Source organism: Paenibacillus agaridevorans (genome assembly GCF_018604145.1).
GTDB classification, from domain to species: domain Bacteria; phylum Bacillota; class Bacilli; order Paenibacillales; family Paenibacillaceae; genus Pristimantibacillus; species Pristimantibacillus agaridevorans.
This window is the reverse complement of the sequence record NZ_CP075889.1, coordinates 2,199,030-2,215,585: the sequence shown is the minus strand read 5'-3', so window position 1 is coordinate 2,215,585 and position 16,556 is coordinate 2,199,030. Positions and strand designations below refer to the sequence as shown.

The following is a 16,556-nucleotide window of genomic DNA, read 5'->3' as shown; positions in this document are numbered from 1 at the left end:
TGGTGTTTATAAAGTTAACATGTGAGGGATGAAGGTCATGAGGCAGCAGGTATACCTATGGGTAACCGTTGCGAACGCGATTTTGACGTTCGTGTTTTCGAAGTGGTGGCCGACGGTTGAACTTGTAAACATCGCTCTGCTTTATTTGCTGCCTGTGTTGATGGGGGCAGTGTACGGCGGGAGAGGTCCTTCTCTTTATGCTGCAACGCTAGGGCTGGTTTCGTTTAATTACTTTTTTGTCCCGCCTTTTTTCAGCTTCGCCGTTTCGGATCTACGCAATTTATCGACGTTTGTCGTTTTCTACGTCGTAGCGGTTTTAACGGCTAGTCTCGCTTCACGGCTGAAGGCTCAGTTGAAGGAATCCGAGCGGAAGGAAGGTTATACCGCCTCGTTATACGCGATTAGCAGAGAAATGAGCGCGTTTACAGACATTCAATCGCTTCTGCATAACGTATCGGATCAAGTATCAATCAGCGTAGGGGCGCCAGCCGTCATTTATTTGCCGGACGACCTGGATGTTCTGGCGGTTTCGGCATCTACCAAACAACCAGACGATTGGGGGAGTGGCGATGCAGAGCTGACGATTGCGGATTGGGTATACAGAAACGGTAACAGAGCGGGAAAAGGAACTTCGACGCTCAATGCCTCGAAGGGGTTGTATTTGCCTTTGCGCACCGAGGATCGCGTTCATGGCGTACTTGGCGTTAAGCTGGATGATGTCGTGCTGTCATCGGACTCGGTCTCATTCCTGGAGGCGCTCGGGGGGCTTGCGGCCATTGCCATGGCCAGAGTCAAGTTGAGCGAGGAGGCGAAGCTGGCGCAATTGACGGCAGAATCGGAACAGCTGCGTACCGCGATACTGGACTCGGTCTCCCATGAGCTGAGAACGCCTCTGGCGAGCATGATCGGTTCAGCTGGCGCTTTAATGGACAATGATGCCCTGTTTACTTCGCAGGACCGAATGGAACTGCTCGGCACGATCCGGGATGGCGCGCTTCGCATGAACCGGCTCGTCTCCAACCTGCTCGGAATGGTCCAACTGGAGAGCGGCATGCTGCGGCTTCGCAAGCAATGGTGCGACGCGGAGGATATGATTAGCGTCGTGCTGTCCCAGGTCAGGGACTTCCAACATAACAGGAAGCTGAAGGTGATCATTGCGGAAACCGTTCCCCCCATCCCCGGAGACGAAGTGCTCCTGGAGCAAGTGCTGACGAACGTGGTCAGCAACGCGATCAAGTACTCCCCAGACGGAAGTGAAATTGTCATTGAAGTACTCACCGTCGGTGCCGAGGTGTCGATTGCCGTGGCCGACCAAGGCATGGGTATTGAATCGGCTGCGATAGAGCGCGTCTTCGACAAATTCTATCGGGCCGATAAAACGAGTCATTTGCCGGGAACGGGCTTAGGACTTGCCATATGCAAGGGAATTGTCGAGCTGCACGGGGGGCATATATCGGCGGCTCCTAACGGAGGACGCGGAACGATCATCACGATTCGTCTCCCGCTGCAAAACCAGGAAAAGTCACTGGAACAAATGTTGGAGAGGAGCATGGACGCACCATGAGCGCACCCGATAAAGGAGCCAAAATATTGATCATAGACGACGAACCGCAGATTCGCAAGCTGCTCAAAGTAACGCTTCATGCACATCACTATGATGTGGCCGAAGCCGGCAGCGGCGAAGAAGGCATTCTGCAAGCGTCGATGTCGCATCCGGATTTGATCGTCCTTGACTTGGGCTTGCCCGATATGGGCGGCATGGACGTACTAAGGCGAATCCGCGAATGGTCGCAGACTCCCATCATCGTCTTGACCGCGAGAGACAGGGAAGAGGACAAGATCGCCGCGCTCGACGAAGGCGCGGACGATTACGTGACGAAGCCGTTCGGCATGGGGGAACTCGTCGCGCGCATACGCGTCGCGCTCAGGCATGTTGCGGGTTCCGTCAGCGAACCCGTCCTTCGTTTCGGTGCCTTAACGATCGATCTCGCTATGCGAAACGTGGAGCTTGGAGGGGAACGGGTCAAGTTGACGCCGACCGAATACGATTTGCTCAAAACGCTGGCTTCCAACGGGGGCAAAGTGATGACGCAGCGCCAATTGCTGCAGCAAGTATGGGGGCGTCACTATGGCGAGACGGAACAGCATTACCTGCGCATATACGTAGGCCATCTACGCAAGAAGCTGGAGACCGACACTACGAGACCACAGTACATTTTGACGGAGCCCGGAATCGGGTACCGGTTCGCGGTAGAAGATTAGGCATTAAGGATAGACAATTAGCGTTTTTTATGGCTAGATGGTAGAAGTGACCTGGCTGTCCGCTCGGACAGTCATTTTGTTGTAACATGAACGAAACAGGAGGATGAACAACGATGAGAATCGGAGCCATTGAGGGGGGCGGCACGAAATTCGTGTGCGGCATCGGCAATGAACAAGGCGTAATCGAAGACCGGATCAGCTTCCCTACAGAGGAGCCGGAGAAAGTCATGGCGGCCATTATCGACTACTTCCGAAACAAAGACGTTGAAGCCATTGGCATTGGGACATTCGGCCCAATCGATATTGACCCCGCAAGCAAGACGTATGGATATGTAACGACGACACCGAAGCGGGGGTGGTCCGACTTTCCGTTCCTTGCCACTTTAAAAGAAAGCTTCGATGTGCCGATGGGCTGGGACACGGATGTTAACGCTGCCGCATATGGCGAAGCGGTATGGGGAGCCGCGGCAGGACTGGATAGCTGCGTCTACTTCACGATCGGTACCGGCATCGGCGTCGGCGTTTACTCGGAGGGACGGCTTGTGCACGGATTGGCTCATCCGGAAGGCGGACATATTTTGCCGAGACGTCATCCGGACGATCGTTACGAAGGTGCTTGCCCCTACCATGGAGATTGCCTGGAGGGCCTGGCGGCAGGACCGTCGCTCGAGAAGCGGTGGGGAGTGAAGGGCAGCGAGCTTGCATCGGACCATCCGGCATGGGAGATGGAAGCCTACTATATCGGACAAGCCGTCACATCGACGATATTGCTGCTTTCTCCGAAACGGGTCATCCTTGGGGGAGGCGTCATGCATCAGAAGCAGCTTCTGCCGCTCATTCGGCAAGAAGTCCAACGGAATTTGAACGGATACGTTCAGGTTGACGCTATAATTAATGACATTAATAATTATATCGTTTCTCCTGGACTTGGCGATAATGCGGCATTATGCGGATCCTTGGCGCTCGGCGTCGAGGCTTGGAGAAAATCCTCGGTTAATGTCGATAATGGTTAATGGCGTTAAGTAATGGTGTGGGGAAACAAGATTGCCTATAGAAATATCATCTTCTAAACCGCCCGCGAGGGTGGTTTTTTCACGTTTCATATAAAACCAGACGCAGTTAAAGTCAAGGCATTTCTTTACAAAAATATTTACTAACACTGTCCAAGTTTGGAAGGAATATCGGCGAACATCTCGTATTTAACTTTAGGTAGTTCAAATATCCTATTTTTCGTCGGAGGGTGGAATTTCATTGTTTCGTAAATTCGGCAAATTAAGCAAGCTCGCGATTGCATGCGCAATCGCCGCGGGAAGCTTCGCATGGAGTTTCTCGGACACAACCCACGCCTTGTCTAAGTTAACCATGGACAAAGCATTGCAGGACGATATTCGTTACGAGCTTGGATTGCCGGAAAAGGAGCTCATTACGGAGGATGAGATTTCGATCATTCATTCGTTGTCACTCGATGACACGGATGATATCCAGTCTCTCAAAGGATTGGAGCATGCTTTGTATTTGACGAAAATATTCATCATGAACACCCACGACAAGCTCGACATTACTGCGCTTTCGTCGATCGAATCGCTTCAATTTCTATACATTGACAGCGGCTCTCTCAATGAGGAAGGCCAATATGTCGTGGAACAATTAAAAGAGAAGGGCGTCACAGTCGTCACGAAAATAGATCTGGGCGATATCTCCGAAAGCAGCAGCTCGGCTCCCATTAAAATCTATATCGATGGAGAGCTTGCCGAATTCGGGATCGATCCTGTAATCGTCAAAGGTTCTACCATGGTGCAATTCCGTCCGCTGTTCGAGCAATTCGGACTTGAAGTTGGCTGGGACGGTGAAACGCGCACGGTAACGGGAACCAAAGAGAAGCTGGAACTAAAGCTGGTCATCGACAGCAAAAACGCTTCCGTAAGCGGACAGCCCGTAGCGCTTCCTTCTGCACCCATCCTCATGTCCGGAAACACGATGGTTCCGCTGCGCTTTATCGGAGAAGCTACCGGGAGGAGCGTGGAGTGGGATGCTGAAACGAGAACGGTATCCATCAACAGCACCGTTACCTCCTACAACTTCGAATATTTGTATTCGAACGACACGAAATACTTCGGCGATCAGAAAGATGGGGTTCCTAACGGGAAGGGACGCTTGTTATACAAAGGGACGTTGTTCTACGAAGGAGACTTCAACAACGGGATCGTCGAGGGCAATGGCATTATGTACGATGTAGAGGATACCACCTCTTATTACGATGGACCGTTCCTAAATAATCGACCTCAAGGCGAAGGCAAAATGGTGTATAGCGGAGGCTCGTATTATGAGGGATCGTTTGTCGACGGCATGCGCGAAGGCACCGGCAAGTGGTTCAATGCGGATGGCTCGCTGCGTTATAACGGACAGTTTAAAAGAGACGCGCTGCACGGCCACGGCACTTATTACGAAGCGCCAAGAAATTATTATATCGGCTCCTTCGAGAGAGGTTACTACAACGGCTCAGGCAAATTCTATACCGATGGCAAGCTGGATTATGACGGGGAGTGGCTGAATGACGGACGTTATATTGGCAAGCAATACTACGACGGAAAATTGGGATATGTAGGATATTTTTATCACAACGAGGCTCACGACAGTGGAACCGTTTATTCCGACGGCAGTACCAAATATTATCGGGGCGAATTGACGAACGGCAACATAACAGGGGTAGGCATTTTCTATTTAGAAGACGGCATACGCTATATTGGAGAAGTATATGAAGGCAATATGGACGGATACGGATTTATCCGACATGCCGACAATACCATTTCCAATGCGGGTTACTGGGTAGCGGACGAGTATATTGGCGAAGAACCTCCGCCCGTTACCGAAGATACCACAATTAAGCAGCTGCTTCGGAACTCTTTTTACAGTTATGTCGACGGCTATTACGTAAATGATTATAATCTGGACAGCACGGAAGCGATGATGTTTATCAAGCTTGAAACAGAAGAAGACGCAGAGTTGTTTAACGGGTTGTCCAAAGAAGCCAAAGCCAAGCTAATGAATCATGTTGCGCAGATGCGTTGGGGCGATGTAGTCGGAGTCGAACAATGTTATGTCTATGTCACTTACGATTATGAGGACATTTACGCACGCGCAGCCATTACCTACGAACAAGCGGATGCCGACGTCGTTGTCGAAGCATTTGCAAAAGGCAACGGGAAATACTTTAAATAGCCATATCGCCGACCAAAGAAGAAATCCCCTTCCGAGGTCGGTTTTTTTATAGCGCAATAACTTATACAATATTTAATAGCAACCCGGCCAAGGGTGAGCGCGTATACTCAACTACTTGCCGAAGCGCGAGTATGATTAAGGGCAACAATTAAGGGGCGTTTCCGAGATGAAACAATTAAATACGACGACAGAACTTGCTGATAACTGGTATACGAATGCGGAACGCAAAGCCGCCCATTACCTGGCGCTGCTGCAAGAAGAGCTTGGACATAAATCTTACAGGGACACGCTTTTGGCTGATTTCCGGCTATGGGAGAAGGAGCTTATCAAACCTTCCGCTTGGCAATCCGCATTATCACTAGCGGGCCGCAAACCCGATTACAGGGATTACGGAAAATTTCTGCGATGGCAGCGGCTTACAGGCGGGCTTGACGACTATCTGGAACGCAGCGTTACTTATATGTACATGCGCGATCTTGGCAAAGATCTAGCATCACCAAGCACGCAAACGCGAATCGAAAAGCTGGTTGCCTTCCTGAAACAGCATCTGATTCCTTCATCAGATTCGTCGAACGACAATAAGGGAATTCCAGACCATATGAGTCTAGCCGGGATCTATCGTTGGGCGCAGCGGGAGGGTGTCGAGTTGGCCGTCATTTGGGCGATTAACAAGCTAAGACGAGTTTCCGATCGCATTCCGCCCGAGATGAATGCAGAGCATGCGGTACGCAAACTGATCAAAATCATGATCGGCGTCGTCCTTCACGTCATGGATGACATGGACGATCATATATCGCCCGCCGAACGTTCTCGCCGACTGGATCAAGGCATTCGATTAGGGTATTCCTATGGATTAACTTATCCGTTCATTGACGATTTAATGGATTCCGGTGTACTTGACGACGCTGAGAAATCGCAATATGCGCGCATGATTCGTCACACACTATTGCACGGCTCCGTGCCGGATGTCAAGAATTGGACGGGGAACAACGCCGGCCTGATCCAATATGTGCATGGCGAGCTCCGCGAAGCGTTTGAGACGATCAGAAAACATCAGAACCCGGAGTCTCTGCCCATTTTCTACGAGCAGTCTTATGTTTTCTTCCAATCCCAGGACATCGATCGAGATAAATCGCCGAAAGTAACGAATTACACGAACGAAGAATTACTGTTGCCTATCATTATTAAATCAGCATCCTCACGGCTGATCGTCCGTTCGGTTATCGGCGCGCAAGAGGACGAGGCCTTCGATCAGCGAACATTCTATTACGGCCTATATAACCAATTGGCTGACGACTTCGCGGATATGTACGATGATTTGGCTGCAGGTGCTGTAACGCCATACACCTACTACTGGAGCAACCATCGCGAACGGCCTGATCTGCTTAATCCTTTTGAATTATACTGGGCTGTAGTGGCTCACTTGATCCATCGGGTGTATCGGTCGCAACCCGCTGCCCGCAAGGTCATTCTAGAGCGGGCGATCGGAGGGATTAAGCGATTTAAGCAAAAGGTCGGAGTGGATACCTATCAGTCGTTCATGCGCGTATTCGCCGTAGGCGATGCCTCTTTCGACAATATGCTGGAACGTCTTATACAAAAAGCCGATCGCGTCGATTTTTTCGATAAACTGCTTCGGGAACAGATGGTGTCCACGCTGCGCTCCAATCGCGAACAGAAAGAACGATTTTCCGAAACCGTTAAAGGCGTACGCGAAGAGATCAATGCACTTCTGCCTTTACAAGCGCAGGGAGGATCCGAAATACTCGGCGAATCCTTAACCGATGCGGCCAACTATAGTCTCGAAGGCTCCGGAAAGCGAATACGGCCCATTGTCGCATGGGTGATGTGCGTAGAGGAATACGGCTTATCGCCGTCCTTGATCGCGCCGCTCATCCGTTCGCTCGAATATATGCATACGGCGTCGCTCATCTTCGACGACTTGCCGACGCAAGATAATGCCTCTTCTCGCAGAGGAAAACCTACGCTTCACCTCCTGCACAATAGCGCTACAGCCGAGCTGACCGGTCTGTTCCTGATCCAGAAGGCTATCGAGGAGCAATCTTCGTTGACCGGCTTCTCGCCGAAATCCGTCCTGCAACTGATCCAATATTCCTCTTCGAAGGCGGCCGATATGTGCCGAGGCCAAGAGATGGATCTGCGCACGCGCGGTCAGGCGCTTACGCTCGAAGAGCTAAACATCTTATGTTATTACAAGACCGGTATCGCATTCGAAGCATCGCTCCTTATGCCCGCCATTCTCGCCGGCGCGGATGAGAAGGAAATTCAAGCGTTAAAGAAATACGCTTATCATGCCGGCATCGCGTTCCAAATCAAGGACGACTTGCTTGACGCCGAGGGTAACGTCGCCATGCTTGGCAAGCCGGTTGGACAGGACGAGAGCAATAGCAGCTCGACGTTCGTGACGTTGTTTGGCAAAGACGGTGCTACGAAGACCATGTGGGAGCATTATTGTCTTGCGTCGGAAGCCCTGAACGAACTTCCTCGTGATTCCGCCTTTTTGGCGCATCTGCTCCATTATTTGATTCAAAGACAATCATAAGTCATTTTGAGGAGCGTCCTGACCGGGCGTTCCTTTCTGAAAGATAAGCCGGAAAGAATTGACGGCATCTTTATAGGAGAAACTTATAACAGACAAAAGATAGCTGTTTATGAGCGGACTAAAAAGGAGCGAATACCACAAGCATGAAAGCCTTTATTTTGGATCGCGACGGAGTCATCAATAAAGGTGGGAACATCAACCGAAAATCCGAATTCCAGTTGCTGCCTGGCGTAACGGAGGCGATAAAAGCGTTAAACGACATGGGCTTCGGCGTATTCGTGGCATCGAATCAAGGAGGTGTCGGGTTGGGCTTCATGACCAAATCGGCTCTCAGAAGCATAAATGGCTATATGGTTACTCTTATTCGTGAAAAAGGCGGCGATATCGTGGAAGCTCGTTATTGCACGCATAAGCCGCATGCGGGCTGCTCCTGCCGCAAGCCCAAATCGGGCATGCTGCTTGAGCTGATCAAAAAGTACGATATTGACCGTAAAGCAAGCTTCATGGTCGGTGATCGTGACACCGATATCATGGCGGGACGCAGCGCTGGCGTTTATACGGTATTTATTGGCGACAAAGTTCCTTCCGGCATTGATCCGGATTATGTATTCTCCGGCTTGCTGGAAGCTGTTAACGGCCTGAGGGATCGCAGCATTATACAAACATAAGAAAAGGCAGCCGGTAATCCGGCTGCCTCCTTGAATTATAGAAAAGTATAGGTTTACGCCATACTGGACCTATAATTCTCAGGATGAAACTTGCTGCGCCGCCAAAAGGCGGCTACAGCCGTTGCACCTTGGTTATCCTGCTCGTCGCCGACTTCTAGAAACGTTGGCCGCCGCCGATTTGTTGCTCGGCGATTTGGACCAATTTTTTCGTGATGTAACCGCCGATGGAACCAGCTTCACGAGTTGTCAGGTTGCCGTTGTATCCATCTTGGGAGAGGGATACGCCAAGCGAGGATGCCGCTTCCATTTTCATTTGATTCAGTGCTGCTTTTGCTTGCGGTACTACCAGGTTGTTTGAACTTTGTCTGCTCATTGATTATCACTCCTTAATGGGATGTGAGGTTATTGTGTGCATGATAGAACAAGATATACATGCCTATTCAAAAGAAATGTCATGTAAAAAATGGTAATTGTCTTTTTCCGCATAATGACGCTATTTTCTGACCAAAAAAATTTTTTTGAAGGATATCTGATCGAGCCTGGCAAAAGAATTAGGGTTGTCATCGGCACATGATTGTGATAATCTACTGTTAATTTCATGAATGGAGCTGAATGCAGGATGTAGGATTTTCTTGATCGTTGCGAGTAGACAAATGGGCGAACGTATGAGGACATCATCCGTTTGTTTTGTCGCGTGACTTCAAGAAAGTTACTTCATCGGCTTCAGTCTCATACGGCATATCTCTAATGGACCCGCCCTTTATTCTGGCGCGGATATTAGAGTTGTATGGTAATGAGCTGCGAGAGAGTAACTTTCTTGCGGCTTTTTTTATTTTTTTCCATACGGGAGGGAATCCTTAATGTCATTAATTCAAGTTTCGAAATTAACGTTTGCATACGAAGGCAGCTACGATCCCATCTTCGAGAACGTCAGCTTCCAGATCGATACGAATTGGAAATTAGGCTTCACCGGGCGCAACGGGAGGGGGAAAACTACCTTTCTCAATCTGTTGCTCGGCAAACAGGAGTACAAGGGTACGATATCCGCTTCCGTCGAATTCGATTACTTCCCCTTTCAGGTAAAGAACCGTGGTCGGATGGCGATCGAAGTTGTCGAAGACATCGCTCCGGATTATGAGCATTGGAAGCTGATGCGCGAGTTGAACCTGCTCCAGGTTGGCGAAGATGTCCTGTATCGATCCTTCGAGACGCTGTCGAACGGGGAGCAGACGAAGATGCTGCTTGCGGCGCTGTTCCTCAAAGACAATCATTTTTTGTTAATCGACGAGCCGACCAACCATCTCGATATGGAAGCGAGGGAGCTGGTCAGTCAATATTTGAGAAGCAAGGAAGGATATATTTTGGTGTCCCATGACCGTGCCTTCCTCGACAATTGCGTCGATCACATCCTATCCATCAACCGAACGGATATAACGGTGCAGAGAGGCAACTTCTCTGATTGGTGGGAGAATAAGAAGCGGCAGGACAACTTCGAGCTCGCCGAAAACGATAAGCTGAAGAAGGATATTAAGCGGCTGTCGGAGGCGGCGAAACGCACAAGCAACTGGTCCGATGAAGTGGAGAAATCGAAAAACGGCACATTAAATTCCGGATCGAAGATCGACAAGGGATACGTCGGCCATAAAGCCGCGAAAATGATGCAACGCTCCAAATCGATTGAAGGCAGACAATCGGATGCCATCGAAGAGAAATCCAGACTGCTCAAAAACGTAGAAAGTGCCGACAGCCTGAAGCTGACGCAGCTGCACTATCATAAAAGCCGGCTTGTAGAGCTGGATCGCGTATCGATCTATTATGGAAAAACGCCCGTAACCGGCGAAATCAGCTTCGACATCGAACGGGGCGAACGTATCGCATTGTCGGGACGAAACGGCTCGGGCAAGTCGAGTTTGCTTAAGCTGATCTGCGGGGAGGAGCTGAAATTTACTGGAACGATGAGAAGAGGCAGCGGGCTTGTCGTCTCTTACGTATCCCAGGATACCTCACATCTTAGCGGCAGTCTGAGCCAATATGCACGTGATTACGGGATTGACGAAAGTTTGTTCAAGTCGATTTTGCGCAAGCTGGACTTCTCCAGAGTGCAGTTCGAAAAAGATATATCGGCATACAGCGGCGGACAGAAGAAGAAGGTGCTGATCGCCAGAAGCTTATGCGAACAAGCGCATCTGCACGTCTGGGATGAACCGCTAAACTTTATCGACGTCATCTCCCGCATGCAGATTGAGCAGCTTTTGCTGGACTATGCGCCAACCTTGTTGTTCGTCGAACACGATCGAGAATTCACCAATGCCATCGCGACAGAGCGGATCGAGCTGTCGAACGGATAAGCGACTGTGTTAAACTGATGGAATCCGAGGAATTCTAAGTGAAGCGCATAGGGGGTACCACGATGAAAAAATCGATAAACGCAAAGTATACCGGCGATTTGAAAGTACTACAGCTATTCGAGCAGTTGTCAGCGATTCCGCGAGGATCGGGCAACGAGAAGGCGATCAGCGACTTCGTGGCGGATTTCGCCAGGCAAAGAGGCTGTGAAGTCCTGCAGGACGAACGCCATAACCTCATTATTCGCAAGCAGGCTTCAGCCGGCTATGAACACGCGGAGCCCGTCATCTTCCAGGGGCATCTCGACATGGTGTGCGAGAAGAATAAAGGCACAGTACATGACTTCGAAAATGACCCCATAACGTTTCGCGTGGAAGACGATTTTATCTATGCGGATGGAACGACGCTCGGCGCCGACAACGGAATTGCGGTCGCAACCGCTCTTGCTTTGATCGATTCCGCCGAGCTCGCCCATCCGGAGCTGGAAATTTTAATGACTACGGAAGAAGAAACGACGATGGGCGGCGCATTCGCATTGGATGTTTCCACGCTGAAAGGCCGTCGTATGATCAACTTCGATTCCGACCGCGAGGGCGTATTGTTCGTCAGCAGTGCCGGCGGAGTGAATCTGTACCATACGGTGCCTATCGGCTGGCGCGAAGCCAAGCAGGAGGACGGCGATTCTTATGTCATCGTTGTGCAAGGACTGCGTGGCGGTCATTCCGGCGACGATATTATCCATGAACGCGGGAATGCGAACAAGCTGCTCGGGAGAGCGCTGGGCGAGCTTGACCGCCGTGTCTCGTTCGGTCTTGCGAGCGTAACTGGCGGCATGAAGGCGAATGCGATCCCGCGCGAAGCGGAAGCCGCAGTGTATATCCGCAAGAGTGATCTGGAGGCGACGCAAGAGGTGATCGCCGATCTCAACACCGTACTCGGCGATGAATTCCGCGTATCGGACAAAGATATCCGCATAGAGCTGCATGCTTCAGCAGAGTGGGGAGGAGACTCGCCGCAAGACGGCAAGCTGTTCGACGACGCAACGAAGTCGGCAGCGATCGGGCTGCTTGAACTCATTCCAAACGGCGTGCTTAGTATGGACAAGGCGATCCCGAATCTGGTTCGCACCTCCTCCAATCTCGGCATTGTTTCAACCGGCGATGAGTCCATCGTTATGCAAAGTCTGGCGCGCAGCTCGCATCGATCGCAGTTGGACGATGTACTCCGAAGGATGGAGACGTTATCCGGCTTTGTCAGCTGCGGCTTCCGCTTCGACAGCTACTTCCCTGGCTGGCCGTACCTTGCAGACTCCAGACTTCGTCCCGTCTTTGAGGAGGTATACATGCGGCGGTTCGGCAAGTCTCTTGAAGTCAAAGCCATTCATGCCGGACTGGAATGCGGCGTGCTGGTCGGCAAACTGCCGGAGCTCGACGCCGTGTCGTATGGCCCCAATCTCTACGATATCCATACGCCGCAAGAGCATCTGTCGATTACGTCCGTGGAGCGTTCCTGGGCGTTCCTGGTCGATGTGCTGCGCGCGCTGAAGCAATAGGCGTGGTATGATAGAAGAGAATGGAATTACAGCAAGGAGGCATTGCAAGTTGAGTGAACGATACCGGATTACAAGATCATTTCAGGAGCCTGCAGAGGCTCAGGAGATTACGCTGGAGGAATGCAAGCAATATTTTGCGGCGAAACCAGACTTTGCATATACGTCCGTCTATACGGTTAAAGGGCCGGGCGCCACGATGTCCATCGACGGCGATTTCTTTATGTGGAGCTATGGGGAGCTGGAAATTCCGTTCCGGCATTACATGGGGGATTTGTACGTAGCGGTCACGAACGAGGCCGTTGTACCGAAGATGGTCGAGATCGCAAGCGAACTTCGAGCGGATTTGACGGAGGGTTGAACTCGGGGAAATAGCGAAAGCGTAACCGCCCTTGCGATTACGCCTTCAACTGACTAAATGTAGTGGTAGCTAGCCAATTGCCGCTAAGCGCAACTCGATCAACTATCGAGCATTAGAAGACAGTTGGGCGACTGGGAGCATAAGCATGATTGACTTACTCTTGTACCGCCGTACCATTGATATAATAGCTGTCTTCGCGATAGGCCTGGAACACGATCTCTACCTCGGGATATCCAAGCGCCATTATTGCATCTGTTACAATCCGGGCGAAAGCGGCTCGGGTCTCGCCTCCCCGTTCGAACCAGCCGACTTCGACGAATACAAATGGAGGATCGCCGGGGCCGGCGCCGAATACATTCGTAATCTGCAGAGCATTTAGCGTGAAGTTATCCGTGCCGCAGCCGCAAAGCGCGGCTAATCGTTCCGCCATAGGCAGGGCGGCTGTTTGAAGCTTTTCGGCAGGCACGCCGCGAAATAATAGATGTGGCAAAGGGATGGAGCTCCTTTCATCGTTAACATCTAATCATTATAGAACAAAGTGGCGTTATGGGAAAGACGTGGATACATAGATAGGCATTTCAAATGCGAATAGAAAGCGGGGAGCTGGAATGGAATTTGTGAAATTAGGCCGTACGGGATTGGATGTATCGCGTATTTGTTTGGGCTGCATGAGCTTCGGCGATGCAACGCGCTGGAATCATCCATGGGTGCTCGACGAGGAGCAGAGCCGTCCGTTTATCAAGAAGGCGCTGGACCGCGGCATTAATTTCTTTGATACGGCGAATGTATACGGCATCGGCTCCAGCGAGGAAATCGTTGGCCGCGCTCTAAAGGATTACGCCAGACGCGACGAGGTTGTTATAGCTACGAAAGTATTTTTCCGTATGCAGGAAGGTCCTAACGGCGCCGGTCTGTCCCGCAAAGCGATTATGAGCGAAATCGACAACAGCTTGAAACGTCTCGGTACGGATTACGTGGATCTGTATCAAATCCACCGCTGGGACTACAACACGCCGATCGAAGAGACGATGGAGGCGTTGCATGATGTCGTGAAGTCCGGCAAAGTCAGGTACATTGGCGCTTCCGCCATGTTCGCCTGGCAGTTCCAGAAGGCGCTGCATGTCGCCGAACGACACGGCTGGACCCGATTCACGGCCATGCAGAACCATCTTAACCTGATTTATCGGGAAGAAGAGCGCGAGATGATGCCTCTGTGCAAGGAAGAGGGAATCGGCGTCATCCCATACAGCCCACTAGCCTCGGGCAGACTTGCCCGTGACCTGTCTGTCACGACGCATCGATCCGAGACCGACTCTGCCCAAAAGATGAAATACGACGCTACTGCAGATGTCGATCGACCGATTGTGGATCGCGTGGCCGCCATTGCCGAGCAGCGCGGGGTTTCTCGTGCCGAGGTCGCTCTGGCTTGGCTGCTGCAGAAGGATAACGTATCGTCTCCGATCATCGGCGCTACAAAGCTGTCGCATCTGGATGAAGCGGTTTCCGCGCTATCCGTCAAATTGACTCAGGACGAAATTGCCGAATTGGAAGCTCCGTACGTTCCGCATCCGGTCGTTGGGGCGTTGAAAGAGTAACTAAATGATAGATTAAGTTGATAGGAGGAGAAAAGGATGAAAGCGTTATTTATTGGAGGAACCGGAACGATCAGCTCCGCGATTACTAAGCAATTGGCAGAGCAAGGACATGAGCTGTATTTGCTCAATCGAGGGAACAGGCAGTCCACGCTGCCGGATAACGTCATCACCATTCAAGCCGACATCAACGACGAAAGCAAGGTTGCCGAGCTAATCTCGGAGCTGTCATTCGACGTCGTCGCCGATTTTATCGCGTTCGAGCCTTCGCAGCTGGAACGGGATTACCGCCTGTTTAAGGACAAGACCAAGCAGTTTATCTTTATCAGCTCGGCGTCCGCCTACCAGAAGCCGCTATCCGACTATCGGATTACCGAAGGGACGCCTCTTGCCAATCCATACTGGCAATATTCCCGCAACAAGATCGCCTGCGAGGATTATCTGATGAAACAATACAGGGAGCAAGGTTTCCCGGTTACGATCGTCAGGCCGAGCCATACATACGACGAAAGATCCATCCCGCTTGGCGTGCACGGTCGAAACGGCTCATGGCAAGTAGCGAAGCGCATGCTGGAGAATAAACCCGTCATTATCCACGGAGATGGCACCTCGTTATGGACGATGACCCACAATTCGGACTTCGCGCAAGGTTTCATCGGGTTGATGGACAACCTTCATGCCATAGGAGAAGCGGTGCAAATTACGTCGGACGAGTCCTTAACATGGAATCAAATCTACGAATGCATTGCGTCCGCGCTCGGCGTGAAGCTGAATGCCGTTCACGTGTCTTCGTCCTTCCTCGCGGCTTGCAGCGAAATGGACTATACGGGCGGTCTGATCGGGGACAAAGCGAATTCCGTCGTCTTTGACAATTCGAAGCTGAAGCGGCTCGTACCCGGATTTACGGCTACAACTCGCTTCGATCAAGGCATTAAGGCGACAATTCGGCATATTTTGGGGCACCCCGAGCTTCAGAGAGAGGATGCCGAATTCGACGCTTGGTGCGACAAAGTAGCACGAGCTATGGATGGCGCCCTTGCGGCGGTCAAGGGATCTTAAGGCATGAATGTTAATGCAAAGGGCATCGTCGTCGACGATGCCTTTTGCCGTTGATATCGCCTTGCCGCGAATTATTTCGCCATTAACGCCGACATCTTCGCATCCGTATTGGAGTGCTGGGCAGGCGTGTAGATGCTGCATCTCAGATCCGCGTCTCCGTGAACGTGGAGCGACGTTAATTGAAACAGCATTTTTCCGGCGGAGGCATGGCGGAATTCAAGCAATACTTCCGGCGCATAGCTCACGCTGCCTGCGGCCCACAACCGCGAGAAGTCGGGATAAGCATCCATCATCTCCTCCAGAAACATTTCGTACCATTCATCGTCCGCGTATTGACCATAATAGGCGCGAAACATGGCCAAATACTCCCGCGCGAAGCTCTCCCAGTTCACCGCCAGCCGTCTGAATTCACGCCGGGCGAACAGCAGCCGAATCATATTGCGCTCATCGGGACGCAAATTCCCGAAATCCATGAACACCCGGCCGGCGGCCTCATTCCATGCGACGATATTGCATCTGCGGTCGGAAATGATCGCTGGACAGCCTAGCAGTTCCGTAATCATTCGATTAAGGGAAGGGCTGATCGTAGCAGCCTTTTCCTCCGGAGCATGGACGGCAGCAACGGAATCTCGCGCAAGCGAGAATACGTATTTTCTTTCGTCCGTCGTCAGTCGAAGCGCTGTCGCTATGGCATCAAGAACGGCAGGCGATACGGTGATGTCGCGGCCTTGCTCCAGCCACGTATACCAAGTAGCGCTGACGTTAGCGAGCGATGCGACTTCCTCCCGGCGCAAGCCCGGCGTTCTCCTGCGCGTTCCTTCGGGCAGACCGACTGACGCGGGATTAAGTCGTGCGCGAGCGGCTTTCAGAAAAGCGGATAAGACTTGCAGCTTCGTTTGACGATTCATGAGGGAACCTCCAATAACTCATACTGGTA

Annotated in this window: 14 protein-coding genes; 11 read left to right on the top strand and 3 right to left on the bottom strand. The window is 51.4% G+C overall.

The genetic code is table 11. From position 1 onward, the window contains the following. Positions 1-37 precede the first annotated feature (37 nt). From KJW29_RS09045 to KJW29_RS09020, 6 genes are all read left to right on the top strand, one after another. Positions 38-1,564, top strand: coding sequence for an ATP-binding protein (locus KJW29_RS09045; protein WP_246608660.1), 1,527 nt, complete (start codon positions 38-40; stop codon positions 1,562-1,564). Further along, complete coding sequence (locus KJW29_RS09040) at positions 1,561-2,262, top strand: response regulator (protein WP_214629525.1); 702 nt, start codon at positions 1,561-1,563, stop codon at positions 2,260-2,262. The genes KJW29_RS09045 and KJW29_RS09040 overlap by 4 nt, the downstream gene beginning before the upstream one ends. A gap of 113 nt (positions 2,263-2,375) precedes the next feature. Next, entirely contained in the window at positions 2,376-3,275 is a 900-nt protein-coding gene (locus tag KJW29_RS09035) for an ROK family protein (protein ID WP_214629524.1), read from the top strand. Positions 3,276-3,513: 238 nt separating this feature from the next. Further along, positions 3,514-5,481, top strand: coding sequence for a stalk domain-containing protein (locus KJW29_RS09030; protein WP_214629523.1), 1,968 nt, complete (start codon positions 3,514-3,516; stop codon positions 5,479-5,481). 166 nt (positions 5,482-5,647) lie between these two features. After that, positions 5,648-8,044, top strand: coding sequence for a polyprenyl synthetase family protein (locus tag KJW29_RS09025; protein WP_214629522.1), 2,397 nt, complete (start codon positions 5,648-5,650; stop codon positions 8,042-8,044). A 143-nt stretch (positions 8,045-8,187) separates the two neighbouring features. Further along, on the top strand, positions 8,188-8,712 hold the full coding sequence (locus KJW29_RS09020; protein ID WP_214629521.1) for a D-glycero-alpha-D-manno-heptose-1,7-bisphosphate 7-phosphatase: 525 nt from the start codon (positions 8,188-8,190) through the stop codon (positions 8,710-8,712). Between the two features lie 154 nt (positions 8,713-8,866). Here KJW29_RS09020 and KJW29_RS09015 read toward each other — a convergent pair whose 3' ends face one another. Beyond that, positions 8,867-9,085, bottom strand: a complete 219-nt coding sequence (locus tag KJW29_RS09015; RefSeq protein ID WP_087568652.1) for an alpha/beta-type small acid-soluble spore protein — start codon at positions 9,083-9,085, stop codon at positions 8,867-8,869. Positions 9,086-9,572: 487 nt separating this feature from the next. Here KJW29_RS09015 and KJW29_RS09010 point away from each other — a divergent pair, with 487 nt between their 5' ends. The 3 genes from KJW29_RS09010 to KJW29_RS09000 all read left to right on the top strand — a co-directional run bounded on the left by KJW29_RS09010 (position 9,573) and on the right by KJW29_RS09000 (position 12,968). Beyond that, positions 9,573-11,060, top strand: coding sequence for an Lsa family ABC-F type ribosomal protection protein (locus tag KJW29_RS09010; protein ID WP_214629520.1), 1,488 nt, complete (start codon positions 9,573-9,575; stop codon positions 11,058-11,060). 62 nt (positions 11,061-11,122) lie between these two features. After that, positions 11,123-12,610 (top strand): aminoacyl-histidine dipeptidase, encoded by a 1,488-nt coding sequence (locus tag KJW29_RS09005; RefSeq protein WP_214629519.1) that lies wholly within the window; start codon positions 11,123-11,125, stop codon positions 12,608-12,610. Between the two features lie 49 nt (positions 12,611-12,659). Further along, a complete protein-coding gene (locus KJW29_RS09000) occupies positions 12,660-12,968 on the top strand; it encodes a hypothetical protein (protein ID WP_214629518.1) in 309 nt (102 codons plus the stop codon). Between the two features lie 154 nt (positions 12,969-13,122). Here KJW29_RS09000 and KJW29_RS08995 read toward each other — a convergent pair whose 3' ends face one another. Continuing rightward, positions 13,123-13,458, bottom strand: a complete 336-nt coding sequence (locus tag KJW29_RS08995; RefSeq protein ID WP_214629517.1) for a DUF1904 family protein — start codon at positions 13,456-13,458, stop codon at positions 13,123-13,125. A 118-nt stretch (positions 13,459-13,576) separates the two neighbouring features. Here KJW29_RS08995 and KJW29_RS08990 point away from each other — a divergent pair, with 118 nt between their 5' ends. Together KJW29_RS08990 and KJW29_RS08985 are read left to right on the top strand one after the other, a co-directional pair. Continuing rightward, entirely contained in the window at positions 13,577-14,563 is a 987-nt protein-coding gene (locus KJW29_RS08990) for an aldo/keto reductase (protein WP_214629516.1), read from the top strand. Between the two features lie 36 nt (positions 14,564-14,599). Continuing rightward, positions 14,600-15,619 carry an SDR family oxidoreductase gene (locus tag KJW29_RS08985; protein ID WP_214629515.1) on the top strand — a complete coding sequence of 340 codons (1,020 nt, stop codon included), beginning with the start codon at positions 14,600-14,602 and terminating at the stop codon, positions 15,617-15,619. A 71-nt stretch (positions 15,620-15,690) separates the two neighbouring features. On the opposite strand, the gene KJW29_RS08980 is transcribed toward KJW29_RS08985, so the two are convergent. Further along, positions 15,691-16,527 (bottom strand): helix-turn-helix transcriptional regulator, encoded by an 837-nt coding sequence (locus KJW29_RS08980; protein ID WP_214629514.1) that lies wholly within the window; start codon positions 16,525-16,527, stop codon positions 15,691-15,693. Between the last annotated feature and the right edge of the window lie 29 nt (positions 16,528-16,556).